Origin of the sequence: Pseudomonas sp. HR96 (assembly GCF_034059295.1) — a bacterium.
In the GTDB taxonomy this organism is placed as follows: Bacteria; Pseudomonadota; Gammaproteobacteria; order Pseudomonadales; family Pseudomonadaceae; genus Aquipseudomonas.
Map to the genome: position 1 here is coordinate 4,006,434 of NZ_CP139141.1, position 19,111 is coordinate 4,025,544.

The 19,111-nt window shown below is 64.3% G+C and carries 17 protein-coding genes and 1 tRNA gene; 11 read left to right on the forward strand and 7 right to left on the reverse strand.

Annotated elements, in window-relative coordinates; genetic code table 11:
- The first annotated feature begins 87 nt into the window (after positions 1-87).
- Positions 88-528: a universal stress protein gene (locus SFA35_RS17900; protein ID WP_320571866.1), complete on the forward strand. Its 441-nt coding sequence runs from the start codon at positions 88-90 to the stop codon at positions 526-528.
- Positions 529-573: 45 nt separating this feature from the next.
- On the opposite strand, the gene SFA35_RS17905 is transcribed toward SFA35_RS17900, so the two are convergent.
- Positions 574-2,490, reverse strand: coding sequence for an ATP-binding cassette domain-containing protein (locus SFA35_RS17905; RefSeq protein WP_320571867.1), 1,917 nt, complete (start codon positions 2,488-2,490; stop codon positions 574-576).
- A gap of 222 nt (positions 2,491-2,712) precedes the next feature.
- Between SFA35_RS17905 and SFA35_RS17910 the strand changes: the two genes are divergently transcribed.
- Positions 2,713-4,641: a transglycosylase SLT domain-containing protein gene (locus tag SFA35_RS17910; RefSeq protein WP_320571868.1), complete on the forward strand. Its 1,929-nt coding sequence runs from the start codon at positions 2,713-2,715 to the stop codon at positions 4,639-4,641.
- A 15-nt stretch (positions 4,642-4,656) separates the two neighbouring features.
- Here the strand turns inward: SFA35_RS17910 and SFA35_RS17915 are convergent, their stop codons facing one another.
- The 3 genes from SFA35_RS17915 to yegS form a co-directional block, all read right to left on the reverse strand.
- Entirely contained in the window at positions 4,657-5,457 is an 801-nt protein-coding gene (locus SFA35_RS17915; RefSeq protein WP_320571869.1) for an MOSC domain-containing protein, read from the reverse strand.
- An 83-nt stretch (positions 5,458-5,540) separates the two neighbouring features.
- The gene (locus SFA35_RS17920) at positions 5,541-6,467 is read right to left on the reverse strand and encodes a chemotaxis protein (protein WP_320571870.1); all 927 of its coding nucleotides are present in this window, start codon (positions 6,465-6,467) and stop codon (positions 5,541-5,543) included.
- Positions 6,468-6,587: 120 nt separating this feature from the next.
- Entirely contained in the window at positions 6,588-7,499 is a 912-nt protein-coding gene (gene yegS, locus SFA35_RS17925) for a lipid kinase YegS (protein ID WP_320571871.1), read from the reverse strand.
- Positions 7,500-7,916: 417 nt separating this feature from the next.
- Here yegS and SFA35_RS17930 point away from each other — a divergent pair, with 417 nt between their 5' ends.
- Positions 7,917-9,413: a mannose-1-phosphate guanylyltransferase/mannose-6-phosphate isomerase gene (locus tag SFA35_RS17930; protein ID WP_320571872.1), complete on the forward strand. Its 1,497-nt coding sequence runs from the start codon at positions 7,917-7,919 to the stop codon at positions 9,411-9,413.
- A gap of 122 nt (positions 9,414-9,535) precedes the next feature.
- Here SFA35_RS17930 and glp read toward each other — a convergent pair whose 3' ends face one another.
- Positions 9,536-10,723 carry a gephyrin-like molybdotransferase Glp gene (gene glp, locus SFA35_RS17935; RefSeq protein ID WP_320579099.1) on the reverse strand — a complete coding sequence of 396 codons (1,188 nt, stop codon included), beginning with the start codon at positions 10,721-10,723 and terminating at the stop codon, positions 9,536-9,538.
- 22 nt (positions 10,724-10,745) lie between these two features.
- Entirely contained in the window at positions 10,746-11,285 is a 540-nt protein-coding gene (gene moaB, locus SFA35_RS17940) for a molybdenum cofactor biosynthesis protein B (RefSeq protein WP_320571873.1), read from the reverse strand.
- A 107-nt stretch (positions 11,286-11,392) separates the two neighbouring features.
- Here moaB and mobA point away from each other — a divergent pair, with 107 nt between their 5' ends.
- The 8 genes from mobA to SFA35_RS17980 all read left to right on the forward strand — a co-directional run bounded on the left by mobA (position 11,393) and on the right by SFA35_RS17980 (position 18,086).
- The gene (gene mobA / locus SFA35_RS17945; RefSeq protein WP_320571874.1) at positions 11,393-11,995 is read left to right on the forward strand and encodes a molybdenum cofactor guanylyltransferase MobA; all 603 of its coding nucleotides are present in this window, start codon (positions 11,393-11,395) and stop codon (positions 11,993-11,995) included.
- Positions 11,996-12,076: 81 nt separating this feature from the next.
- Positions 12,077-12,298: a YgdI/YgdR family lipoprotein gene (locus tag SFA35_RS17950; protein WP_320571875.1), complete on the forward strand. Its 222-nt coding sequence runs from the start codon at positions 12,077-12,079 to the stop codon at positions 12,296-12,298.
- 82 nt (positions 12,299-12,380) lie between these two features.
- A tRNA-Pro gene (locus SFA35_RS17955) sits at positions 12,381-12,457 on the forward strand.
- Positions 12,458-12,574: 117 nt separating this feature from the next.
- Complete coding sequence (locus tag SFA35_RS17960) at positions 12,575-13,171, forward strand: chemotaxis protein CheB (RefSeq protein ID WP_320571876.1); 597 nt, start codon at positions 12,575-12,577, stop codon at positions 13,169-13,171.
- Between the two features lie 30 nt (positions 13,172-13,201).
- Positions 13,202-14,053, forward strand: a complete 852-nt coding sequence (locus SFA35_RS17965) for an alpha/beta hydrolase (RefSeq protein WP_320571877.1) — start codon at positions 13,202-13,204, stop codon at positions 14,051-14,053.
- Positions 14,037-15,239 (forward strand): PAS domain-containing sensor histidine kinase, encoded by a 1,203-nt coding sequence (locus tag SFA35_RS17970; protein WP_320579101.1) that lies wholly within the window; start codon positions 14,037-14,039, stop codon positions 15,237-15,239. The genes SFA35_RS17965 and SFA35_RS17970 overlap by 17 nt, the downstream gene beginning before the upstream one ends.
- A gap of 116 nt (positions 15,240-15,355) precedes the next feature.
- The gene (locus SFA35_RS17975; RefSeq protein ID WP_320571878.1) at positions 15,356-16,381 is read left to right on the forward strand and encodes a transporter; all 1,026 of its coding nucleotides are present in this window, start codon (positions 15,356-15,358) and stop codon (positions 16,379-16,381) included.
- 97 nt (positions 16,382-16,478) lie between these two features.
- Complete coding sequence (locus SFA35_RS17980; protein ID WP_320571879.1) at positions 16,479-18,086, forward strand: inorganic phosphate transporter; 1,608 nt, start codon at positions 16,479-16,481, stop codon at positions 18,084-18,086.
- Between the two features lie 85 nt (positions 18,087-18,171).
- Here SFA35_RS17980 and SFA35_RS17985 read toward each other — a convergent pair whose 3' ends face one another.
- On the reverse strand, positions 18,172-19,062 hold the full coding sequence (locus SFA35_RS17985) for a pseudouridine synthase (protein ID WP_320571880.1): 891 nt from the start codon (positions 19,060-19,062) through the stop codon (positions 18,172-18,174).
- Positions 19,063-19,111: the final 49 nt, after the last annotated feature.

Consider the following 19,111-nt stretch of genomic DNA (forward strand, 5'->3'; position numbering starts at 1 on the left):
GGAAATAAAAGAGTCGGTTACGTGAGTTGCGCACAACCGCCGCGAATCCACCATACTTAATTATCGCAATCGTCAGGAGAGCTTCTCATGCCTTACCAACATATTCTGGTTGCCGTGGACCTGACCGAGGAGTGCGACCCGGTAATCCAGCGCGCCAGCGACCTGGCCGCCACCAACCATGCGCGGCTGTCCCTGGTGCACATCGTCGAACCCATGGCCATGGCCTTTGGTGGTGATGTGCCCATGGACCTCTCGCAACTGCAGCAGCAACAATTCGACCAGGCCAAGGAGCGCCTGGAGAAACTAATCGCCAAGTATCCGCAACTCACCCGCGAGAACAGCCACCTGACCTACGGCCAGCCGCGTCAGGAGATTCACCACCTGGCCAAGGAACAGGCCTGCGATCTGGTAGTGGTGGGCAGCCATGGTCGCCACGGCCTGGCCCTGTTGCTCGGCTCAACCGCCAACGACCTGCTGCACGGGGCCCATTGCGACACTTTGGCCGTACGCCTCAAACGCGTGGAATGACCCCGCCTCGCCGCCGAGCAAGTTGCTCGGCGGCCCGGCTGACGGTCAGGCGTCGAGTTCAGCCCAGCGCTCGACCATGACGTCCAATTCGGCCTGCAGCTTTTCCAGGCCGGCAATCACGGCCGCCGTTTCTGCGGCAGGGCGCTGGTAAAACGCCGCATCGGCCATCTGCGCCTCGACTGCGGCGATCTTCTGCTCCTGCGCTTCGATCTGCCCTGGCAGGGCTTCGAGCTCGCGCTGCAACTTGTAGCTGAGCTTTTTCTTGGCCGGTGCTTCAGAGGCAGTGGCCACGACGGCGGGCTCGGCCTTGACCACGGCGGACGCCAGGTCAGCCTTGCCAGACTTGCTCTCCGTCACACCCAGCAGTTTCGGCGAGCCGCCCTGGCGCAACCAGTCCTGATAGCCACCGACGTATTCGCGGACCTTGCCCTCGCCTTCGAACACCAGGGTACTGGTGACCACGTTGTCGAGGAAGGCCCGGTCGTGGCTGACCATCAGCACGGTGCCATTGAACGTCAGCAACACTTCTTCGAGCAGCTCGAGGGTTTCCACATCAAGGTCGTTGGTCGGTTCGTCGAGCACCAGCAGGTTGGCCGGCTTGCTGAACAGCTTGGCCAGCAACAGACGCGCGCGCTCGCCGCCCGACAGTGCCTTGACCGGCGTGCGGGCACGCTGCGGGCTGAACAGGAAGTCGCCCAGGTAGCTGAGCACGTGACGGTTCTGCCCGTCGATCTCGATGAAATCGCGGCCTTCGGCGACGTTGTCGATCACGGTCTTTTCAAGGTCCAGCTGATGGCGCAGCTGGTCGAAGTAGGCCACATCGATGCGCGTGCCCTCCTCGACCTTGCCGCTGGTCGGCTGCAGGCCGTTGAGCATCAGCTTGAGCAGCGTGGTCTTGCCGGTGCCGTTGGCGCCCAGCAGGCCGATACGGTCGCCGCGCTGCAACACCATGGAGAAGTCCTTGATCAGGAACGGGCCTCCAGGGTGGGCGAAGCTCACGTCTTCCAGCACCATGACCTGCTTGCCGGACTTGTCCGCCGTCTCCAGCTGGATGTTGGCCTTGCCGGTGCGCTCGCGACGTTCGCTGCGCTCCACGCGCAAGGCTTTCAAGGCGCGCACGCGGCCCTCGTTGCGGGTACGCCGGGCCTTGATGCCTTGGCGAATCCACACTTCTTCCTGAGCCAGGCGCTTGTCGAACAACGCGTTGGCGGTTTCTTCGGCGGCCAGTGTGGCCTCCTTGTGCACCAGGAAACTGGCGTAGTCGCCATTCCAGTCGATCAGGCCGCCGCGGTCGAGCTCGAGGATGCGCGTGGCCAGGTTCTGCAGGAAGGAGCGGTCGTGAGTGATGAACAGCACTGCCCCCTGGAAATCCTTCAAGGCGTCTTCGAGCCAGGCGATGGCGCCGATGTCCAGGTGGTTGGTCGGCTCGTCGAGCAGCAGCAGATCAGGCTCCGAAACCAGCGCCTGTGCCAGCAGTACGCGGCGCCGCCAGCCACCGGAGAGCTGCGCCAGGGTCTTGTCGGCCGGCAGCTGCAAGCGGCTCAGGGTGCTGTCGACCAGGGTCTGCAGGCGCCAGCCGTCGCGGGCCTCGAGATCCTGCTGCACGTGCATGAGCTTGTTCAGGTCTTCGTCGGTGACGATGTTCTGGCTCAGGTGGTGATATTCGGCGAGCAGGGCGCCGACGCCGTCGAGGCCCTCGGCAACCACGTCGAACACCGTCCGTTCGTCCGCCAGCGGCAGTTCCTGCGGCAATTCGCCGATCTTCAGCCCTGGGGCGCGCCACACCGAGCCGTCATCGGGCTTCTGCACGCCCTTGACCAGCTTCAACATGCTCGACTTGCCCGTGCCGTTGCGGCCAATAATGCAGACCCGCTCGCCACGGGCGATCTGCCAGGACACCTTGTCCAACAACGGCATAGCGCCGAAAGCAAGGGACACATCGCTTAACTTGAGCAGGGTCATGAGCTTCTCCAAAAACCGGGCGCGCATTCTACCTGACTTCTGCCTGGCGCGGGGGCCCGGCGGGCGGGACCTGTCGCAGGTGGTCGCGCGAGCCTCGCCCCGGCGCCAGCTTCATGACCGGTTACGCGGCGGCGCTTTCATCCGGGCTGGGCAAAAGGCTAAGCTAGGGGCCTCGAGTGCTGGCGCCGCCGGACACTGCCGTTTCATCTGCCCGGAAGTACCATGCGCAGTCGCCTGTTGAGCTTTTTGTCCTGCCTGTTTTTGTCCACCAGCGCCGTCACCACCGTCCAGGCCGGCGATCTGGCCCTGCAACGCCAGTACTACGACCAGGCCAAAAGTGCCCTGGCGCGAGGCGACAGCACCCCGTACTTCCAGTACGCGCCAATGCTCGTGGACTACCCGCTGGAGCCGTACCTGGCGTACGACGAACTGACCGCGCGGCTCAACAGCGCGCCGAACGCCGAGGTCGAGAAATTCCTCCTCGAACACGGCGACCTGCCCCAGGCCAACTTCATGAAGCTGCGCTGGCTGCGGGTGCTGGCCGACCGCGAAGACTGGGACACCTTTCTCAAGTACTACGATCCCAAACTCAACTTCACCGAACTGGACTGCCTGTACGGCCAGTATCAGCTCAGCCACAACCTGCGCAGCGAAGGCTACGCCAGCGCCGAAAAGCTCTGGCTCAACGGCAAGACCCAGCCAAGCGCCTGCGACCCGTTGTTCGCGCGCTGGGCCAGTGAGGGCCAGCTGACCGAACAGAAGCGCTGGCAACGCGCCAAGCTCGCCGTGCAGGAGCGCAACTATGGCCTGGCCAACAACATGGTCGGCGGCCTGACCACCCTGGCGCCCCAGGGCAAGCTGTTGCTCGACGTCGCGCAGAAGCCGGCCCTGCTCAGCCAGACCGGGCGCTTCCTGCCCGCCGACGAAGCCATGTCCGATGTGGTCAGCCTGGGCCTGCGGCGCCTGGCCAAGCAGGACCCCGAGCAGGCCATGCAACTGCTCGACGGCTACGCCGCCAGCATGCATTTCTCCAGCGAGGAAAAAGTCGCCATCGCCCGGGAGATCGGGCTGACCCTGGCGCGCAACTACGACCCGCGAGCGCTTGACCTGATGACCCGCTACGATCCGGATCTGCGCGATGACACCGTCACCGAGTGGCGCCTGCGCCTGCTGTTGCGCCTGGGCCGCTGGGAAGACGCCTACCAGCTGACCCGGCGCCTGCCGGAAAGCCTGGCCAGCACCAACCGCTGGCGTTACTGGCAGGCGCGCAGCCTGGAGCTGGCCGAGCCACAGAACCCGCAGGTACCCGTGCTCTATCGCACGGTGGCCAAGGAGCGCGACTTCTACGGCTTCCTCGCTGCCGATCGCAGCCAGAGCCCCTACTCGCTGGCCAACCGGCCGCTGCCCATCAGCCAGCAGCTGATGAACAAGGTACGCAACACCGCCGGCATTCGCCGCGCGCTGGAATTTCATGATCGCGGCCAGCCCGTCGACGGACGCCGCGAGTGGTATCACGCTACTCGCTTGTTCAGCCGCGACGAAATGGTCGCCCAGGCCAAGCTGGCCTACGACATGGGTTGGTATTTCCCGGCGATCCGCACCATCAGCCAGGCGCAGTACTGGGACGACCTCGACATCCGCTTTCCGATGGCCCACCGCGACACCTTGTTGCGCGAGTCGGCGGCCCGTGGCATCCACTCCAGCTGGGCGTTTGCCATCACTCGCCAGGAAAGCGCGTTCATGGACGATGCCCGCTCGGGCGTTGGCGCCATGGGCCTGATGCAGCTGATGCCGGCCACTGCCAAGGAAACCGCGCGCAAGTTCAACATCCCGCTGGCGTCACCTCAGCAGGTGCTCGACCCGGACAAGAACATCCAACTGGGCGCTGCCTACCTGAGCCAGGTGCAGAGCCAGTTCAACGGCAACCGGGTGCTGGCCTCGGCGGCCTACAATGCTGGCGCCGGGCGAGTGCGCCAATGGCTGCGCGGGGCCAACCACCTGAGCTTCGACGTCTGGGTTGAATCCATCCCGTTCGACGAGACCCGGCAGTATGTGCAGAACGTGCTGTCCTACTCGGTGATCTACGGGCAGAAATTGAATATTCCGCAGCCCGTCGTGGAATGGAACGAGCGCTTTTTCGACGATCAATAAGCGCTCCCTCGCCGGTCACTCGAGCACGGTGACCGGCATGCCGACCTCTATTTCACCGGCACCGTCGCTGATCAGGTTCTGGCCGAACATGACATTGCCGTCCTGGGTGCGGTAGGTCTTGAGGGTGGTCAGCGGTTCGCGGTCGCTGCTGCGCTGGCCGGTCTGCGGGTCTATGGTGGTCAGGATGCAGCGCGCGCAGGGCGCTGCCACACGAAATTGCACATCACCGATGCGGATACGCTTCCAGCCATCTTCGGCAAACGCCTGCGCCCCCTGAACGACCAGGTTGGGACGAAAGCGCAACATCTCCAGGGGACGCCCCACCCGCGCGGACAAGTCCTGCAAGGACGCCTCGCCGATCAGCAGCAGCGGGAAGCCGTCGGCGAACGCCACTCGATCATCGTCCCCCCCGTAGGCGCTGCCGAGCCGGCGCGCCCGTTCCGGCGGCACATGGACCAGCCGCGTCGGCTTGCCGAGAAAGCGGCTGACCCAGGCCGCCGCGACGTCGCCGGCATCCGGGACGCGCAGCGTGTCGCTCCACACGGTGACCCCGCGAAGCTCGGCGCCTGCGTCCGGCAGCTCGACGTCCAGCGTCGGCAGGCCCTGCGCGGCAAGGCGCAAGCCCCCGGCTGCGTTGTACAACGCCGACAACTGGCTCATCTGCGGCAGTGCGCGCTGGCTGAGAAAGCGGCCGCTTGCGTCGACCAGCATCCAGCGTCGGTCACCACCGAGCCCCAGCTTGTCGACGGGCGAGCGCGACAGCGACTCGGCCTTGGCGGACTTGAGGGGGAAACGGTAGAGCGCGCTGAGGTGCATGCTGATCAGCTCCTGAGAAAGGGAGCTTGCAGTTTATCGCCAAACCGGCCCCGAGAGGGTAAAGGCCGGCTGCAAACCGGGCCTTACTCGTCCAGCGCCAGGCGCTGACGCACCACATCCACCAATTTGTCGGGCTGGAACTTGGAGAGGAAGTTGTCGCAGCCGACCTTCTTCACCATCGATTCGTTGAAGCTGCCGGACAGCGAGGTGTGCAGCACTACGTACAGGCCGCGCAGACGCTGGTCGCCGCGGATCTCGGTGGTCAGTCGGTAGCCGTCCATTTCCGGCATCTCGGCGTCGGTGAACACCATCAGCAGCTTCTCGGTCATGTCCACGCCGCTGTCGGCCCAGGCCTTGAGCATGTTCAGGGCCTTGAGGCCGTCGCTGGCAATGTGCAGTTTCACGCCCAGCTGCGAAAGGGTTTCACGCAACTGCGCAAGGGCCACGGTGGAGTCGTCCACCAGCAGCACCTCACGGCCCTTGGCTTTGGCCAGCAGCGGGTCTTCGAGCTTCTCGCGCGAGACTTTGGCGTTGTAGGGGACGATCTCGGCGAGAACCTTTTCCACATCGATGATTTCCACCAGCTGGTCTTCGACCTTGCTGATCGCCGTCAGGTAGTGCTGGCGCCCAGCGCTGGTGGGCGGAGGCAGAATCGACTCCCAGGTCATGTTGACGATGCGATCGACGCCACCGACCAGGAATGCCTGTACCGAGCGGTTGTATTCGGTGACGATGATGGTGCTGTTGGGACCCGGCTGCAGCGGACGCATGCCGATGGCCTGGGACAGGTCGATGACCGGCAGGGTCTGCCCGCGTAGATTCACCACGCCACAAACGTAGGCGTGACGCTGGGGCATCAACGTCAGTTTGGGCAGCTGCAGGACTTCCTGCACCTTGAAAACGTTGATCGCGAACAGTTGTCGGCCTGCCAGGCGAAACATCAGAATCTCGAGGCGGTTTTCCCCCACGAGCTGCGTGCGTTGGTCCACTGTGTCGAGAATGCCAGCCATTGAATTAAGACTCCGAAGCGCCTGTTGTGGAAATGAGTATCTGCTTCGGGTTATCGGCGGCAACGGCGCAAGCTTTACCGGTATTCAAGCGCCGTGATGAATGAAATCACAAATAAGCGCCTATACCACCGGTGCGTGACCAAACAATGACGAGTGCGCCGGCAGATGCACCTTTATTGCACCGGGCAAGGCGTTGAAACGCCAACTATCGCCTTCCATGGGTTCGCCATCGAGATTGATATCCAGGCCCACCGCACTCTTGATTTCAACCCAGGGCAAACGCGCCCTGACAAAGAAGTTTTCCAACCCCAGACCGCCGGACAGCAGGCCGCCCAAGGTGCTGACCACGTCAGTGGGCGCCGGTAAAATGGCGATATCCAGCAGGCCGTCATCTACCAGCGCCTCGGGGTTAAGCACATGACCGCCACCGGCTTGGCGGCCGTTACCGATTCCCAGAGCCAGCAGGTCGCCCTGCCAGTGAAAGTCCGGCCCATGCAGTTCGGCCTGGGCGGCGCGCAGCTCGCTGAAGCGGCTCAGGCCGGTGAACAGGTAGGCAGCCCCGCCCAGCACCTTTTTCAGGTCCTCGGAGGTGTTGGCCGTGACCTGGCTGCCGAAGCCACCGGTGGCCATGTTGAGGAACAGCTGGCCGCCCACCTCGCCCAGATCCACCGGGCGCGGCGGGGTATCGAGCAACGCCAGGGCCTCGGCCGGCTCCAGCGGCACGCCGGCGGCGCGGGCGAAGTCATTGGCCGTACCCAGTGGCAACAGCACCAGGCTGGCCTGTTTGCCGGTGTCGGCCAGCGCCAGGGCCTCGGCAATGTCACGCAAGGTGCCGTCGCCACCCCCGGCGATCAACACCCTGAAGCCGGCAGCCAGCGCTTCATTGACCAGGCGCGCAGCGTCACCCGCCTCCCAGGTCAGGCGTACGGCGATGTCCCAGCCGCGTTCACGCTGGGTGTGCACGGCAGCGCGCACGTCTTCATTGAGCGCCTGCTTGCCGTGAAGGATAAAAAACGCCCTGCGATCCGTCATTTCTACCGCTCCAAAAGTCGACATCAACGGGCTGTGACAACGATTTGGCGGAAAAATGCGGTCACCCCGATGAACTCGTCAATTTTTTTATCCAGCGCTTATTTTCCACTCGCAATTCGTTCTCGCATGCGCTTTACTCTTGAACAACTGCTCATCGCCGGATGACGGTTCGACAACAAATCAAGTGTGATCCCACAATGCCCGCAGCCCCAGGGGTGGCGGTAGCTTTGTCACGGAAAACTTTGCGGCGTCGACTGCGCCCTGCCAACACACTGGCGGTTAGCCTACAAACTTATTTGAATTCTGCTAGTCCATTGTGCGTGCCTGCACGCAGAGATGTGCTGCCTTTGTATTTTTTACTGTCCCTTCATACCTCGCATCCACACTTGTGGCTGTGACACTTCTGAGGTTTACAGAATGAGCAAACTCATTCCCTGCATCATCGCCGGCGGCGCCGGTACCCGTTTGTGGCCTGTTTCGCGTGAAGCGATGCCCAAGCCTTTCATGCGCCTGCCAGATGGCGAGAGCCTGCTGCAGAAAACCTTTTGCCGCGCCGCGGCGCTCCCGGATGTGGAGCGCGTGGTCACGGTCACCAACCGTGAAGTGTTCTTCCGTACCGTGGACGAATACCGCCGCCTGAACCGCACCAACGCCGAGCTCGACTTCATCCTCGAGCCGTTCGGCCGCAACACTGCGCCGGCCATCGCCATGGCCGCCCTGCACGTGGGTGCCCTGTATGGTCAGGACGCACAGCTGCTGGTACTGCCGGCTGACCACCTGATCAAGGACATCGACGCCTTCGAAGATGCCGTCAGCGCCGCGCGCAAGAAAGCCGACGAAGGCTGGCTGGTGACCTTCGGCCTGGTGCCGACCGCGCCGGAAACCGGTTTTGGCTACATCGAGAAAGGCGAATCCCTGGGTGGCGACAGCTACAAGGTCGCTCGCTTCGTCGAGAAGCCAAATGCCGCAACCGCCGAACAATACGTGGCAGGCGGCCTGCACCTGTGGAACGCCGGCATGTTCTGCATGCGCGTCGACGCCGTGCTGCGTGAACTGCGCGAACACGCCCCTGACGTCCTGGCCGCTGCCGAAGCCTGCCTGGCCAAGAGCCACAGCAAGGACGGCGGTCGCGAAGTGCAGCTGGAGCTGGACGGCGACACCTTCAAGCTGGCGCCGGATATCTCCGTCGACTACGCCCTGATGGAGCGCTCCTCCAAGGTGGCTGTCGTGCCTTGCTCGCTGGACTGGAGCGACATCGGCTCGTGGCAGGCCGTGCGCACCCTGTTCCCGTACGATGCCAACGGCAACCAGACCAACGGCGAAACCGTTCTGCACGACGTGACCAACTGCTACATCGACTCGCCACGCCGCATCGTCGGTGGTGTCGGCCTGAAAAACCTGATCGTCATCGACACGCCGGATGCCCTGCTGATCGCCGACGGCTCGCGTACCCAGGACGTCGGCCTGCTTGCCAAGCAGCTCAAGCGCCAGGGCCACGATTCGTATCGGCTGCACCGCACCGTGACTCGCCCATGGGGTACCTACACCATTCTCGAGGAAGGCAAGCGCTTCAAGATCAAGCGCATCATGGTCAAGCCTAACGGCACCCTGTCGCTGCAGATGCACCACCACCGCAGCGAACACTGGATCATCGTCAGCGGCATGGCCAAGGTCACCAATGGCGAGAGCGAGTTCCTGCTCGACACCAACGAGTCGACCTTCATCAAGCCGGGCCGTGTGCACCGTCTGGTCAACCCGGGCGTGGTCGATCTGGTAATGATCGAAGTACAGAGCGGCGAGTACCTGGGCGAAGACGACATCGTGCGCTTCACCGACATCTACGGTCGCGCCCCGGAGGCCGCCAAGGCGCTGCCGGACAGCGTCACCAAGATCGTCGAGAAAGCCACTGTCTAATTCGATAATGGCGCAGTGAAAAAAGCCCGGGCATCTTCAGATGTCCGGGCTTTTTTGTGGCCGCCGATAGCAGTCAGGAGCCAGCCGGCCTGACCGGGTGTTGGGGAAGAAACGCAGGCGCCCTACATCAACACTTCGCTGAACGCAATGAAGTTCACTCGATCACCCACCGCCACTGTCGTCCCCTCCAGCACCTCCACCAGACCATCGGCCCAGGCCGCGCTCAGCAGCACACCGGAACTCTGGTTCGGGTAGATCACCGCCTGCCCGTTCTCCAGGCGACCGCGCAGGTATTCGCGGCGGTTGCCAGGCTTGGGCCAGGTGAAACCGGCGGGCACGCCGACCTGCAGCGGCTGCACCTGGCGCACGCCCAGACGGCGCAACAGATACGGGCGCGCCAGCAGGCCGAAGGTCACCAGGGTCGACGCCGGGTTGCCCGGCAGGCCGATCACCGGCACCCCTCTGAAGTGGCCGAAGGTCAGTGGCTTGCCAGGCTTGATCGCCAGCTTCCACAACGCCAGCTCGCCCTCTTCGCGCAAGGCCACGCCGAGGAAGTCCGCCTCGCCCACCGAAACACCACCGGTGGACAGAATCAGATCGACGTCTCCCAGCCCCGCCAACTGCGTGCGAGTTCGCGCCAGGTCGTCCGGCAGGATGCCGGCATCGACCACCTCACAGCCCAGGCGCTCCAGCCAACTGCACAGGACCCGCCGGTTGCTGTTGTAGATCTGCCCGGGGCCCAACGGCTGGCCCGGCTCCACCAGTTCGTCGCCGGTGGACAGCACCGCTACCCGCGGGCGCCGCACCACCTTGATCTCGGCCAGCCCGAGCGAGGCGACCAGACCCAATTCGATCGGGCCCAGCCGCGTGCCGGCGGCGAGTACCCGGTCGCCCACGCGCATTTCCTGGCCCTTGGGACGAACGTTGTCACCCACGGTCATGGGCTCGCGAAAGATCACCCGGCCATCGGCCAGTACCTCGACGTTCTCCTGCATCTCGACGCAATCGGCGCCCTCCGGCAGTGGTGCGCCGGTGAAGATGCGCGCACAACTGCCTGCGGCCAACGCGGCCGGCGCCTGTCCGGCCTGGATGCGCTGGGTGACGGGTAAAGGCTCGCCGCGCCAGTCGGCCAGGCGCAAGGCGTAACCGTCCATGGCGCTGTTGGACCACGGCGGCAGGTCGAGCGTGGCGGCCAGGTCTTCGGCGAGCACGCGGCCTTGGCTGGCGCCCAGTGGCAAGGATTCGCGCTCGCTGATAGGCGTAGCGTCGGCCATCTGCAGCAAGCGCTCAAGGGCCTGTTCCACCGGCATCAGCGGCTGCGCCGCCGGCAACTCAGCCACGGCTTTCGCAGGGCTCGGCCTGCTTGAGGTGGACGACGAAGTTGCACGGCCGATGGCGCGAGTCCAGCTGTTCGGCGAGGATACCGTCCCAACCCGTGCGACAGGCATTGGTGGAGCCCGGCAGGCAGCACACTAGGGTACCGTTGGCCAGGCCCGCCAGGGCGCGGGACTGCACGGTGGAAGTGCCGATATCGCCCACCGAAATCTGCCGGAACAACTCGCCGAAGCCATCCACCTGCTTGTCCAGCAGGCAGGCCACGGCTTCCGGCGTGCTGTCTCGACCGGTGAAGCCGGTGCCGCCGGTGATCAGCACCACCTGCACCTGATCCTCGGCAATCCAGGTGGCAACCTGGGCACGGATGCGATAAAGGTCGTCCTTGAGCAGGACCCGGGCGGCGAGCAGGTGACCGGCTTCGGTGAGGCGGTCGACGAACAGCTGGCCCGAAGTATCGGTGTCCAGCGAGCGAGTATCACTGACAGTCAGCACCGCAATATTGAGCGGCACGAAAGGTACATCAGCCTTGGGTTTCATCAGGCTCTTCCAGTTGTTTGAATGGATGCCCGATGTTATATCACAGCGGTCGTTTCGGCGGCGCCGTCTGCCGCTAGCGGCCCCTCAACCTGCCGACGAGTTCGACCATGCCCAACGCCCGCGCCCTGCCCGCCTGCTCCATTCTGCTCCTGGCCGGCGGTCGCGGCCAACGCATGGGCGGTCAGGACAAAGGCCTGCTGAGCTGGCAGGGCCGCCCCCTGATCGCCCACCTGCATGACAAGGTGCGCGGCCTGACCGACGACCTGATCATTTCCTGCAACCGCAACCAGGACGTCTATCAGAACTACGCGGACCGCCTGGTGACGGATGACCAGACGGATTTTCCCGGGCCCATGGCCGGCATTCGCGCCGGGCTCGACGCTGCCCGCCACGCCTGCATGCTGGTGCTTCCGTGTGACGTGCCCAACATCGACCAGGCGCTGCTGCAGGCCATGCGCGAATGCGCCGCCATCGCGCCCGAGCGCCCGCTGATGCTGCGCGAGGGCGAGCACTGGCAGCCGCTGCTGTGCGTCATCCCGACCCGCCACCGCAGCGCCTTCGAGCAGGCCTGGGCGGCCGGCGAGCGCAGCCCGGGACGAGTCATGCGCAGCCTGCAGGCGCAGGAGCTGGCCTGCCCGCTCGACGATCCACGGCTGGCCAACCTCAATACCCCGGAACTGTTGCAGGCCGTGCAGTCGATCGAGCGATAGGCTGCGCAGTGTGGAACTTGCCGACACCCTGCCGCGTCCTAGCACTGTAGCCACAGCCTTTTCATCTGGAGTAAGACAAAAATGACTCAAAGGACTCTTCCCGCGCTGGTCCTGGCCGCTGCGTTGGCCGCATTGGCCGGCTGCGCTTCGCCCACGGTAATCACCCTGAACGACGGGCGCGAGATCCAGGCCGTCGACACGCCGAAATTCGACGAAGACACCGGCTTCTACGAGTTCAAGCAGCTCGACGGCAAGGTGACTCGTGTCAACAAGGACCAGGTGCGCACCGTCAAGGAGCTGTAACCGGCGGTTTCATTTCGGCAGGCTCCAGCGAATCGAAGAGGGGGCTTGCCGAGCCGAGATTTTCGCGGCATATTTTTCCCATCGGAGTGTAGCGCAGCCAGGTAGCGCGTCTCGTTCGGGACGAGAAGGCCGCAGGTTCGAATCCTGTCTCTCCGACCAAATTCAGCACAGCAGCCCCTTGGTTACCCTTTCTGCCGTGCCCCCGTCCGTGCGCCCGGCGCGTCCTTGGCCTGGCATGCAGGTCCAGCGGAACGACCCCGATCAAGGAAGACCTTCATGCAGGCGCGCCTCGCCAGCTCTGCGCACAAGATCATCGTCATCGGCGCTTCTTCCGGCGGCGAGCAGGCCGTGCAGCAGATACTGCAAGCGCTGCCGGGAGACCTCGACGCCAGCGTGTTGATTGCCTTGCATCCCGGTTGCAGCATGCATACCGCCTGGCACGACATTGGCGCTCTGCCGACCCGCTATGCCGAACACGGCGACGCTATTCTCCCCGGCCATGTCTATATCGCCCCGGCCCTGCGCCACCTGGAAGTCGGCCCCGACCTGCTGCTCAAGCTGGCCGACCCCACGCCGGGCCTGCGCCCGATCCCCTGGGCCGACCGGCTGTTCCTCACTGCCGTCAGCGCGTTCGGCAAGCGAGTGATCGGCGTGGTCCTCACCGGCCACGACAGCGACGGCTCCCAGGGCATGAAAGCCATCCATGACGCCGGCGGCCTGGGCATCGTTCAGGAGCCCAGTGACGCGGCCAACCCGAGCATGCCGCTGAGCAGCCTGCGTATCGATCATCCGGCCTACTGCCTGCCGCTGCGTGAAATCGCCGAGGTGCTAAGCGAACTGGCAGGCCAGACGCCTGATTCGATGATAATCTGAGACCCGAGAACCAGCGGTCGGAGCCCCCGGATGTCCGTGCAGCAACGTAACAATGTCAACCTGATGGGCGCCAACCTGATGGGCGCCAACTCACCGGCTGCCAACGACAAGCCGACCCTGGTATTCGCCCATGGTTTCGGTTGCGACCAGAACATGTGGCGCTTCGTGGTGCCGGCCTTTGCCGCCGACTATCGCATCCTGATGTTCGACCTGGTGGGCGCCGGCCTGTCGGACGCCAGCGCCTACGACCGGGTGAAGTACGCCTCTCTGCAGGGTTACGCCTGTGACCTGCTGGAAATCCTCGATGAGTACGTGGAAGGCCCGGCAATCTTCGTCGGCCACTCGGTGGCGGCCATTATCGGCTTGCTGGCCGACCTGCAAGCTCCGGAACGCTTCGCCGCTCATGTGATGATCGGCGCTTCACCCTGCTACCTCAATCAACCGGGCTACGTCGGCGGCTTCGAGGCCGACGACATCCAGTCGCTGCTGCAAACCCTGGAGAGCAACTACCTGGGTTGGTCGAGCACCGTCGCGCCGATGCTGATGGGCGCGCCCGACCGCCCGGAGCTGGGCGCCGAACTGGCCATGAGTTTCAGCCGTACCGACCCGCAAATAGCCAAACATTTCGCTGCCGTCACCTACACCTGCGATCACCGGGCCGACGTCGCCCGGGTCACGACCCCCGTACTGATCCTGCAATGCAGCGACGACATGGTGGTGCCGCAGGAGGTTGGCCGCTATCTGCAAGCCAACATGGCCAATGCAACCTTGCGGGTCATCGACAACATCGGCCACTTGCCCCACGTCAGTTCGCCGAACACCTGCATCCAGGCGATCAGCGAGTACCTGCCCACCCTGCTGCGCCCTGCCCATGCGGATTGAGCCCCTGCCGGCGCTGGACGCCGACCTGCTCTGGCAGCAGGCCGCCTGCGGCCTACTGGTGACCGACGACGCGGGCGTCATCACCCGCGCCAACAGCACGTTCGCGCGCTGGCTGGGTTATGACCAGGAACAACTGCTGGGGCGCCCGCTCCATACCCTGCTGACCATGGCCGGGCGGATCTTCCACCAGACCCACTGGGCGCCGTTGCTGCACGTCCAGGGCTCGATCTCCGAGGTCAAGCTGGAGCTGCTGCACAGTGCCGGGCAGCGTATCCCGATGATGCTCAACGCCATCCGCCGCCAGCATCACGGGGTGATGATCCAGGAATTGTCGCTGTTCGTGGCCGAAGATCGGCACCGATACGAGCGTGAACTGATCAACGCCCGCCTGTTGGCCGAGGAGCGCCTGGAACACCAGTTGATGATCGAGCAGGTGCTCAACGAAACCCAGCAGGAACTGCGCGAGGCCCACGCCCAGGCCGAACGTCGTGCAGAGCTCGCCGAGCGCATGGTCGGCATCGTCAGCCACGACCTGCGCAACCCGCTGTCGGCGATCAGGATGGCGGCCGACCTGTTGCAGCGCAACGAAACCGACGAGCGTCAGGCGCTGGAGCGCCACGCGCGTATGGTCAGCCATATCGGCAACTCGGTGGACCGCGCCCAGCGGTTGATCACCGATCTGCTTGACTTCACCTTGATCCAGGTCGGCCGTGGGCTGCCGGTGACGCTCGCGCCGCTGGACCTGCATGAGCTGGTGGCGAACACAGTCGAAGAGCTGCGCCTGACTTTCCCTGGCCGCGAGCTGCACCATGAGCGCCACGGCGCCGGGGGCTTTCTCGGCGATGCCGACCGGCTCTACCAGTTGCTCGGCAACCTGGTGGCCAACGCCATGGCCTATGGCGACAGCAACGGCACGGTCACCGTGAGCACACGTTTCGACCCGCACAGCGTGATCCTCTCGGTGCACAACGTGGGTGAGCCCCTGCCGGAGCAGGCCCAGGTGCACCTGTTCGAGCCCATGACGCGCGGCCATCAGGACGACGGCCGGCACAATCTAGGCCTGGGCCTGTTCATCGTGCGCGAGATTGCACGCGCCCATCAGGGCGACGTGGCGGTCATCTCCACCGCCGACATGGGCACGACCTTTGTCGTGCGCTGCCCGCGGTCGCCAGAACACGGCGGGTAATCCGCTCTCGCCTCGGCTGATATAACAAATCGATGACATATTCATGAACGCTGTCATGGCTCGGTCAAAATCGCTTGTCATAATTTGTGACAACTTCACTGAAGCAGCGAGCAACCATGAGCAATGCCATCATCAAGGGGCAGCAAGATGCCGACATGTTCGGCCTGGTCTGCGGATTCCATTTCAGTGAGGGCCACAGCGCCCGTGAGGTCGACTCAGCCGCTCTGCTGCAGGTGCTGAGCGAGCGCGAACTGGCGCGCGGCAAGGAATTCCTCTGGCTGCACCTGAACCTGGCGCATGCTGGCTGCGAACGATGGATGCGCTCGCACCTTGAACTGCCCGACGAGTTCTACGAAGCGCTGCACGAAGGCTCGCGTTCGACTCGCATCGAACACGTCGATGACGCGCTGCTGGCGGTGGTCAACGACGTGGTGTTCAGCTTCGGCATGGCCTCCTCCGACGTCTCGACACTGTGGCTGTGCGCCACCGAGCGGGTGTTGGTCAGTGCAAGGCTGCAGCCGCTGCACTCGGTAGACAAGCTGCGCCTGTCGGTGCGCCGCGGCGAGGAGTTCGACACGCCCATGGCTTTGCTGGTGCATCTGTTCCGCGACCAGGCCGAAGTGCTGGAGCAGATCGTGCGCAAGACCACGATGAGCGTCGACGGTATCGAAGACCAGCTGCTGTCCTTGCGCCTGTCCGACAACCGCGCGGACCTGGGCAGCATGCGTCGGGTGCTGGTCCGCCTGCAGCGCCTGCTGGCATTGGAGCCCGGTTCGCTGCTGCGCCTGCTCAACCGTCCTCCGCGCTGGCTGCGCGACGACGACTTGCAGGCATTGCGCCAGGCCACCGAGGAGTTCGCCTTGGTGATCAACGACATCACTGCCCTGGGCGAGCGCATCAAACTGCTACAGGAAGAAATCGCCGCCACGCTTAATGAGCAGAGCAGCCGCACGCTGTTCACCCTCACCGTGGTGACCGTGCTGGCGCTGCCGATCAACATCATCGCCGGCTTTTTCGGCATGAACGTCGGCGGCGTGCCACTCTCCAGCGACCCCAATGGCTTCTGGATTCTGGTCGCCCTGGTCGCTACCTTCACCCTCTTGGTGGGCCGCTGGGCATTTAAAAAACGTTCTGATTATTAAGCACTTACAACCGCCGCCAAGCCACGTCGGCGACACGACGCAATCTTGTCACATTTTGTAGTGATTATTCTTGCACCTTCACTGCAGGATTGCGTCCATGGCTACCCCCTCACTTACGCAAACCGCGGGATCCGTCGGCACCGAGAAATTTGGTGGCAAGCCCGGTCGATCCAGCCTCATGTTGTTTCTGCTGTTGCTGTTCGCGGGCCTGGGCTACTGCGCCTGGAGCCTGGTGTCCGACGTCGACGACATGGGTACCGTGGTCACCACCTGGACACCCTTCGTCCTGCTGGGCATCGCCCTGCTGATCGCCCTGGGTTTCGAGTTCGTCAACGGTTTCCATGACACCGCCAACGCCGTCGCCACGGTCATCTACACCAACTCCCTGCCTGCCTCGTTCGCGGTGGTCTGGTCCGGCTTCTTCAACTTCCTCGGCGTGCTGCTCTCCAGCGGCGCGGTGGCCTTCGGCATCATCGCCCTGCTGCCGGTGGAACTGATTCTGCAGGTGGGTTCCTCGGCGGGCTTCGCGATGATTTTCGCGCTGCTGATTTCCGCCATCATCTGGAACCTCGGTACCTGGTGGCTGGGCCTGCCGGCCTCCTCTTCGCACACCCTGATCGGCTCGATCATCGGCGTCGGCGTGGCCAACGCCCTGATGCATGGCCGCGACGGCACCAGCGGCGTCGATTGGAGCCAGGCGCTGAAAATCGGCTATTCGCTGCTGCTGTCGCCCGCCATCGGCTTCGTCTGCGCCGCCGTGCTGTTGCTGCTGATGCGCGCGCTGATCAAGAACCGCTCGCTGTACAAGGCGCCGGAAGGTGACGCACCACCCCCGATCTGGATTCGCGGCCTGCTGATCCTGACCTGCACCGGCGTGTCCTTTGCCCACGGTTCCAACGACGGCCAGAAGGGCATGGGCCTGATCATGCTGATTCTGGTCGGCACCCTGCCGATGGCCTATGCCCTGAACCGCACCATGCCTGCCGAGCAGTCGCTGCAGTTCGCCGCCGTGGCCCAGGTAACCCAGCAGGCACTGGTCAAGGCCGCACCACAGCCGGCCCCGGCGAACCCGCGGCAGACGCTGTCGGAGTACATCCGCAGCAAGCAGCCCAGCGCCGAACTGGTCCCGGCGCTGGCGGCGATTGCCGGCAACATCGGCGACGAAGTCCAGGGTTACGGTTCGCTGGCCCAGGTTCCGGCCGCCGCCGTGGGCAACGTGCGCAACGACATGTACCTGACCAGCGAGACCATCCGCCTGATGCAGAAAGACAAGGTCGGCGGTTTCGACGCCGACACCCAAGGCAAGGTCAACCTGTTCAAGCAGCAGATCGACAGTGCCACGCGCTTCATCCCGTTGTGGGTGAAGATCGCCGTGGCCATCGCCCTGGGCCTGGGCACCATGGTCGGCTGGAAGCGCATCGTGGTGACGGTCGGCGAGAAGATCGGCAAGACCCACCTGACCTACGCCCAGGGCGCCAGCGCCGAACTGGTGGCGATGGTCACCATCGGCGCGGCCGACATGTACGGCTTGCCGGTGTCCACCACCCATGTGCTGTCATCCGGTGTGGCCGGCGCCATGGTCGCCAACGGCTCGGGCCTGCAGATGCGCACCCTGCGCAACCTGGCCATGGCCTGGGTGCTGACCCTGCCGGTGGCCGTGTTGATGTCGGGCAGCCTGTACTGGGTGTTCAGCAGGCTGTTCTGATTGGCTCACAGGTGCTTGTCTTCAGGGTCGCCAGGGTCACCACTGGCCGCCCCCTGGAGGCTTGCGGCAGGCACCTGCCGATACATCAAGGCATCAGCAGCCGCAACCCCGAGACAAACTCGCGCGCGACCCCGCTCAAGGGGTCGGCAAAGCGCACGCTCTGCGCCAGCAGCTGCAAGGGCCGCTGGTAATCGTCCGGATCGCCATTGATTTGGGGATAGAACGGATCATGGCGAATGCTCGCCCCCAGCGCCGTCATGTGCACCCGCAGCTGGTGGGTCTTGCCGCTGATGGGGTGCAGTATGTAGCGCCAATACTCCTCACCCTGCTCGCCGACCTCCACGCGGGTCTCGCTGTTGACCTGCCCCGGTACCTCGCGCATGCGGAAAAACGGCTCGCCGTGCTCCAGGCGGCTGCGATGAGTCAGCGGGTAGTGGTGTTCGGGCAAGGCGCGGGCGATGGCTTCGTAGCGCTTGTCGATGCGCCGAGTGGGAAACAGCTGCTGATAGGCCGAACGGCTGGCCGGGTTGGCAGAAAACAGCACCAGCCCGGCGGTGTGGCGGTCGATGCGGTGCAGCGGCACCAGATGAGGGTTGTCCAGGCGCTGGATCAAGCGGCGCAACAGGGTGTGCTCGACGTATTCGCCGGTCGGGGTGACGGGCAGAAAGTGCGGTTTGTCAGCCACCACCAGATGCTCGTCGGCATACAGGATCTGCTCGTGGAAAGGGATCGGCCGCTCGTTGGGCACTTCGCGAAAATAATGGATGCGCAGCCCCTGACGGTAGGCCAGCTCGACCGTGATCGGCTGACCCTCGGCGTCCAGTACCCGACCACGAGCGATGCGGTCGAGCCACTGCTCCCGATCGATGGCCTTGAAATGCGCGCACAGGCAGTCCAGCACGGTCCCCCAGTTACCCGGTGGCAGGCTCAAGGTACTGGCCTGATGGCGGGCGGGATCGAAAGGCTGCGAGCTCATGGGTGATTCCAGGCGGGTGACTCAAGGGGGCGCTGATTATCCCGCAGCC

Bases quoted from the DNA above. Each gene is read 5' to 3' on its own strand.
- SFA35_RS17900 (WP_320571866.1), top strand. From the start codon at position 88: ATGCCTTACCAACATATTCTGGTTGCCGTGGACCTGACCGAGGAGTGC.
- SFA35_RS17905 (WP_320571867.1), bottom strand. From the start codon at position 2,490: ATGACCCTGCTCAAGTTAAGCGATGTGTCCCTTGCTTTCGGCGCTATG.
- SFA35_RS17910 (WP_320571868.1), top strand. From the start codon at position 2,713: ATGCGCAGTCGCCTGTTGAGCTTTTTGTCCTGCCTGTTTTTGTCCACC.
- SFA35_RS17915 (WP_320571869.1), bottom strand. From the start codon at position 5,457: ATGCACCTCAGCGCGCTCTACCGTTTCCCCCTCAAGTCCGCCAAGGCC.
- SFA35_RS17920 (WP_320571870.1), bottom strand. From the start codon at position 6,467: ATGGCTGGCATTCTCGACACAGTGGACCAACGCACGCAGCTCGTGGGG.
- yegS (WP_320571871.1), bottom strand. From the start codon at position 7,499: ATGACGGATCGCAGGGCGTTTTTTATCCTTCACGGCAAGCAGGCGCTC.
- SFA35_RS17930 (WP_320571872.1), top strand. From the start codon at position 7,917: ATGAGCAAACTCATTCCCTGCATCATCGCCGGCGGCGCCGGTACCCGT.
- glp (WP_320579099.1), bottom strand. From the start codon at position 10,723: ATGCCGGTGGAACAGGCCCTTGAGCGCTTGCTGCAGATGGCCGACGCT.
- moaB (WP_320571873.1), bottom strand. From the start codon at position 11,285: ATGAAACCCAAGGCTGATGTACCTTTCGTGCCGCTCAATATTGCGGTG.
- mobA (WP_320571874.1), top strand. From the start codon at position 11,393: ATGCCCAACGCCCGCGCCCTGCCCGCCTGCTCCATTCTGCTCCTGGCC.
- SFA35_RS17950 (WP_320571875.1), top strand. From the start codon at position 12,077: ATGACTCAAAGGACTCTTCCCGCGCTGGTCCTGGCCGCTGCGTTGGCC.
- SFA35_RS17960 (WP_320571876.1), top strand. From the start codon at position 12,575: ATGCAGGCGCGCCTCGCCAGCTCTGCGCACAAGATCATCGTCATCGGC.
- SFA35_RS17965 (WP_320571877.1), top strand. From the start codon at position 13,202: ATGTCCGTGCAGCAACGTAACAATGTCAACCTGATGGGCGCCAACCTG.
- SFA35_RS17975 (WP_320571878.1), top strand. From the start codon at position 15,356: ATGAGCAATGCCATCATCAAGGGGCAGCAAGATGCCGACATGTTCGGC.
- SFA35_RS17980 (WP_320571879.1), top strand. From the start codon at position 16,479: ATGGCTACCCCCTCACTTACGCAAACCGCGGGATCCGTCGGCACCGAG.
- SFA35_RS17985 (WP_320571880.1), bottom strand. From the start codon at position 19,062: ATGAGCTCGCAGCCTTTCGATCCCGCCCGCCATCAGGCCAGTACCTTG.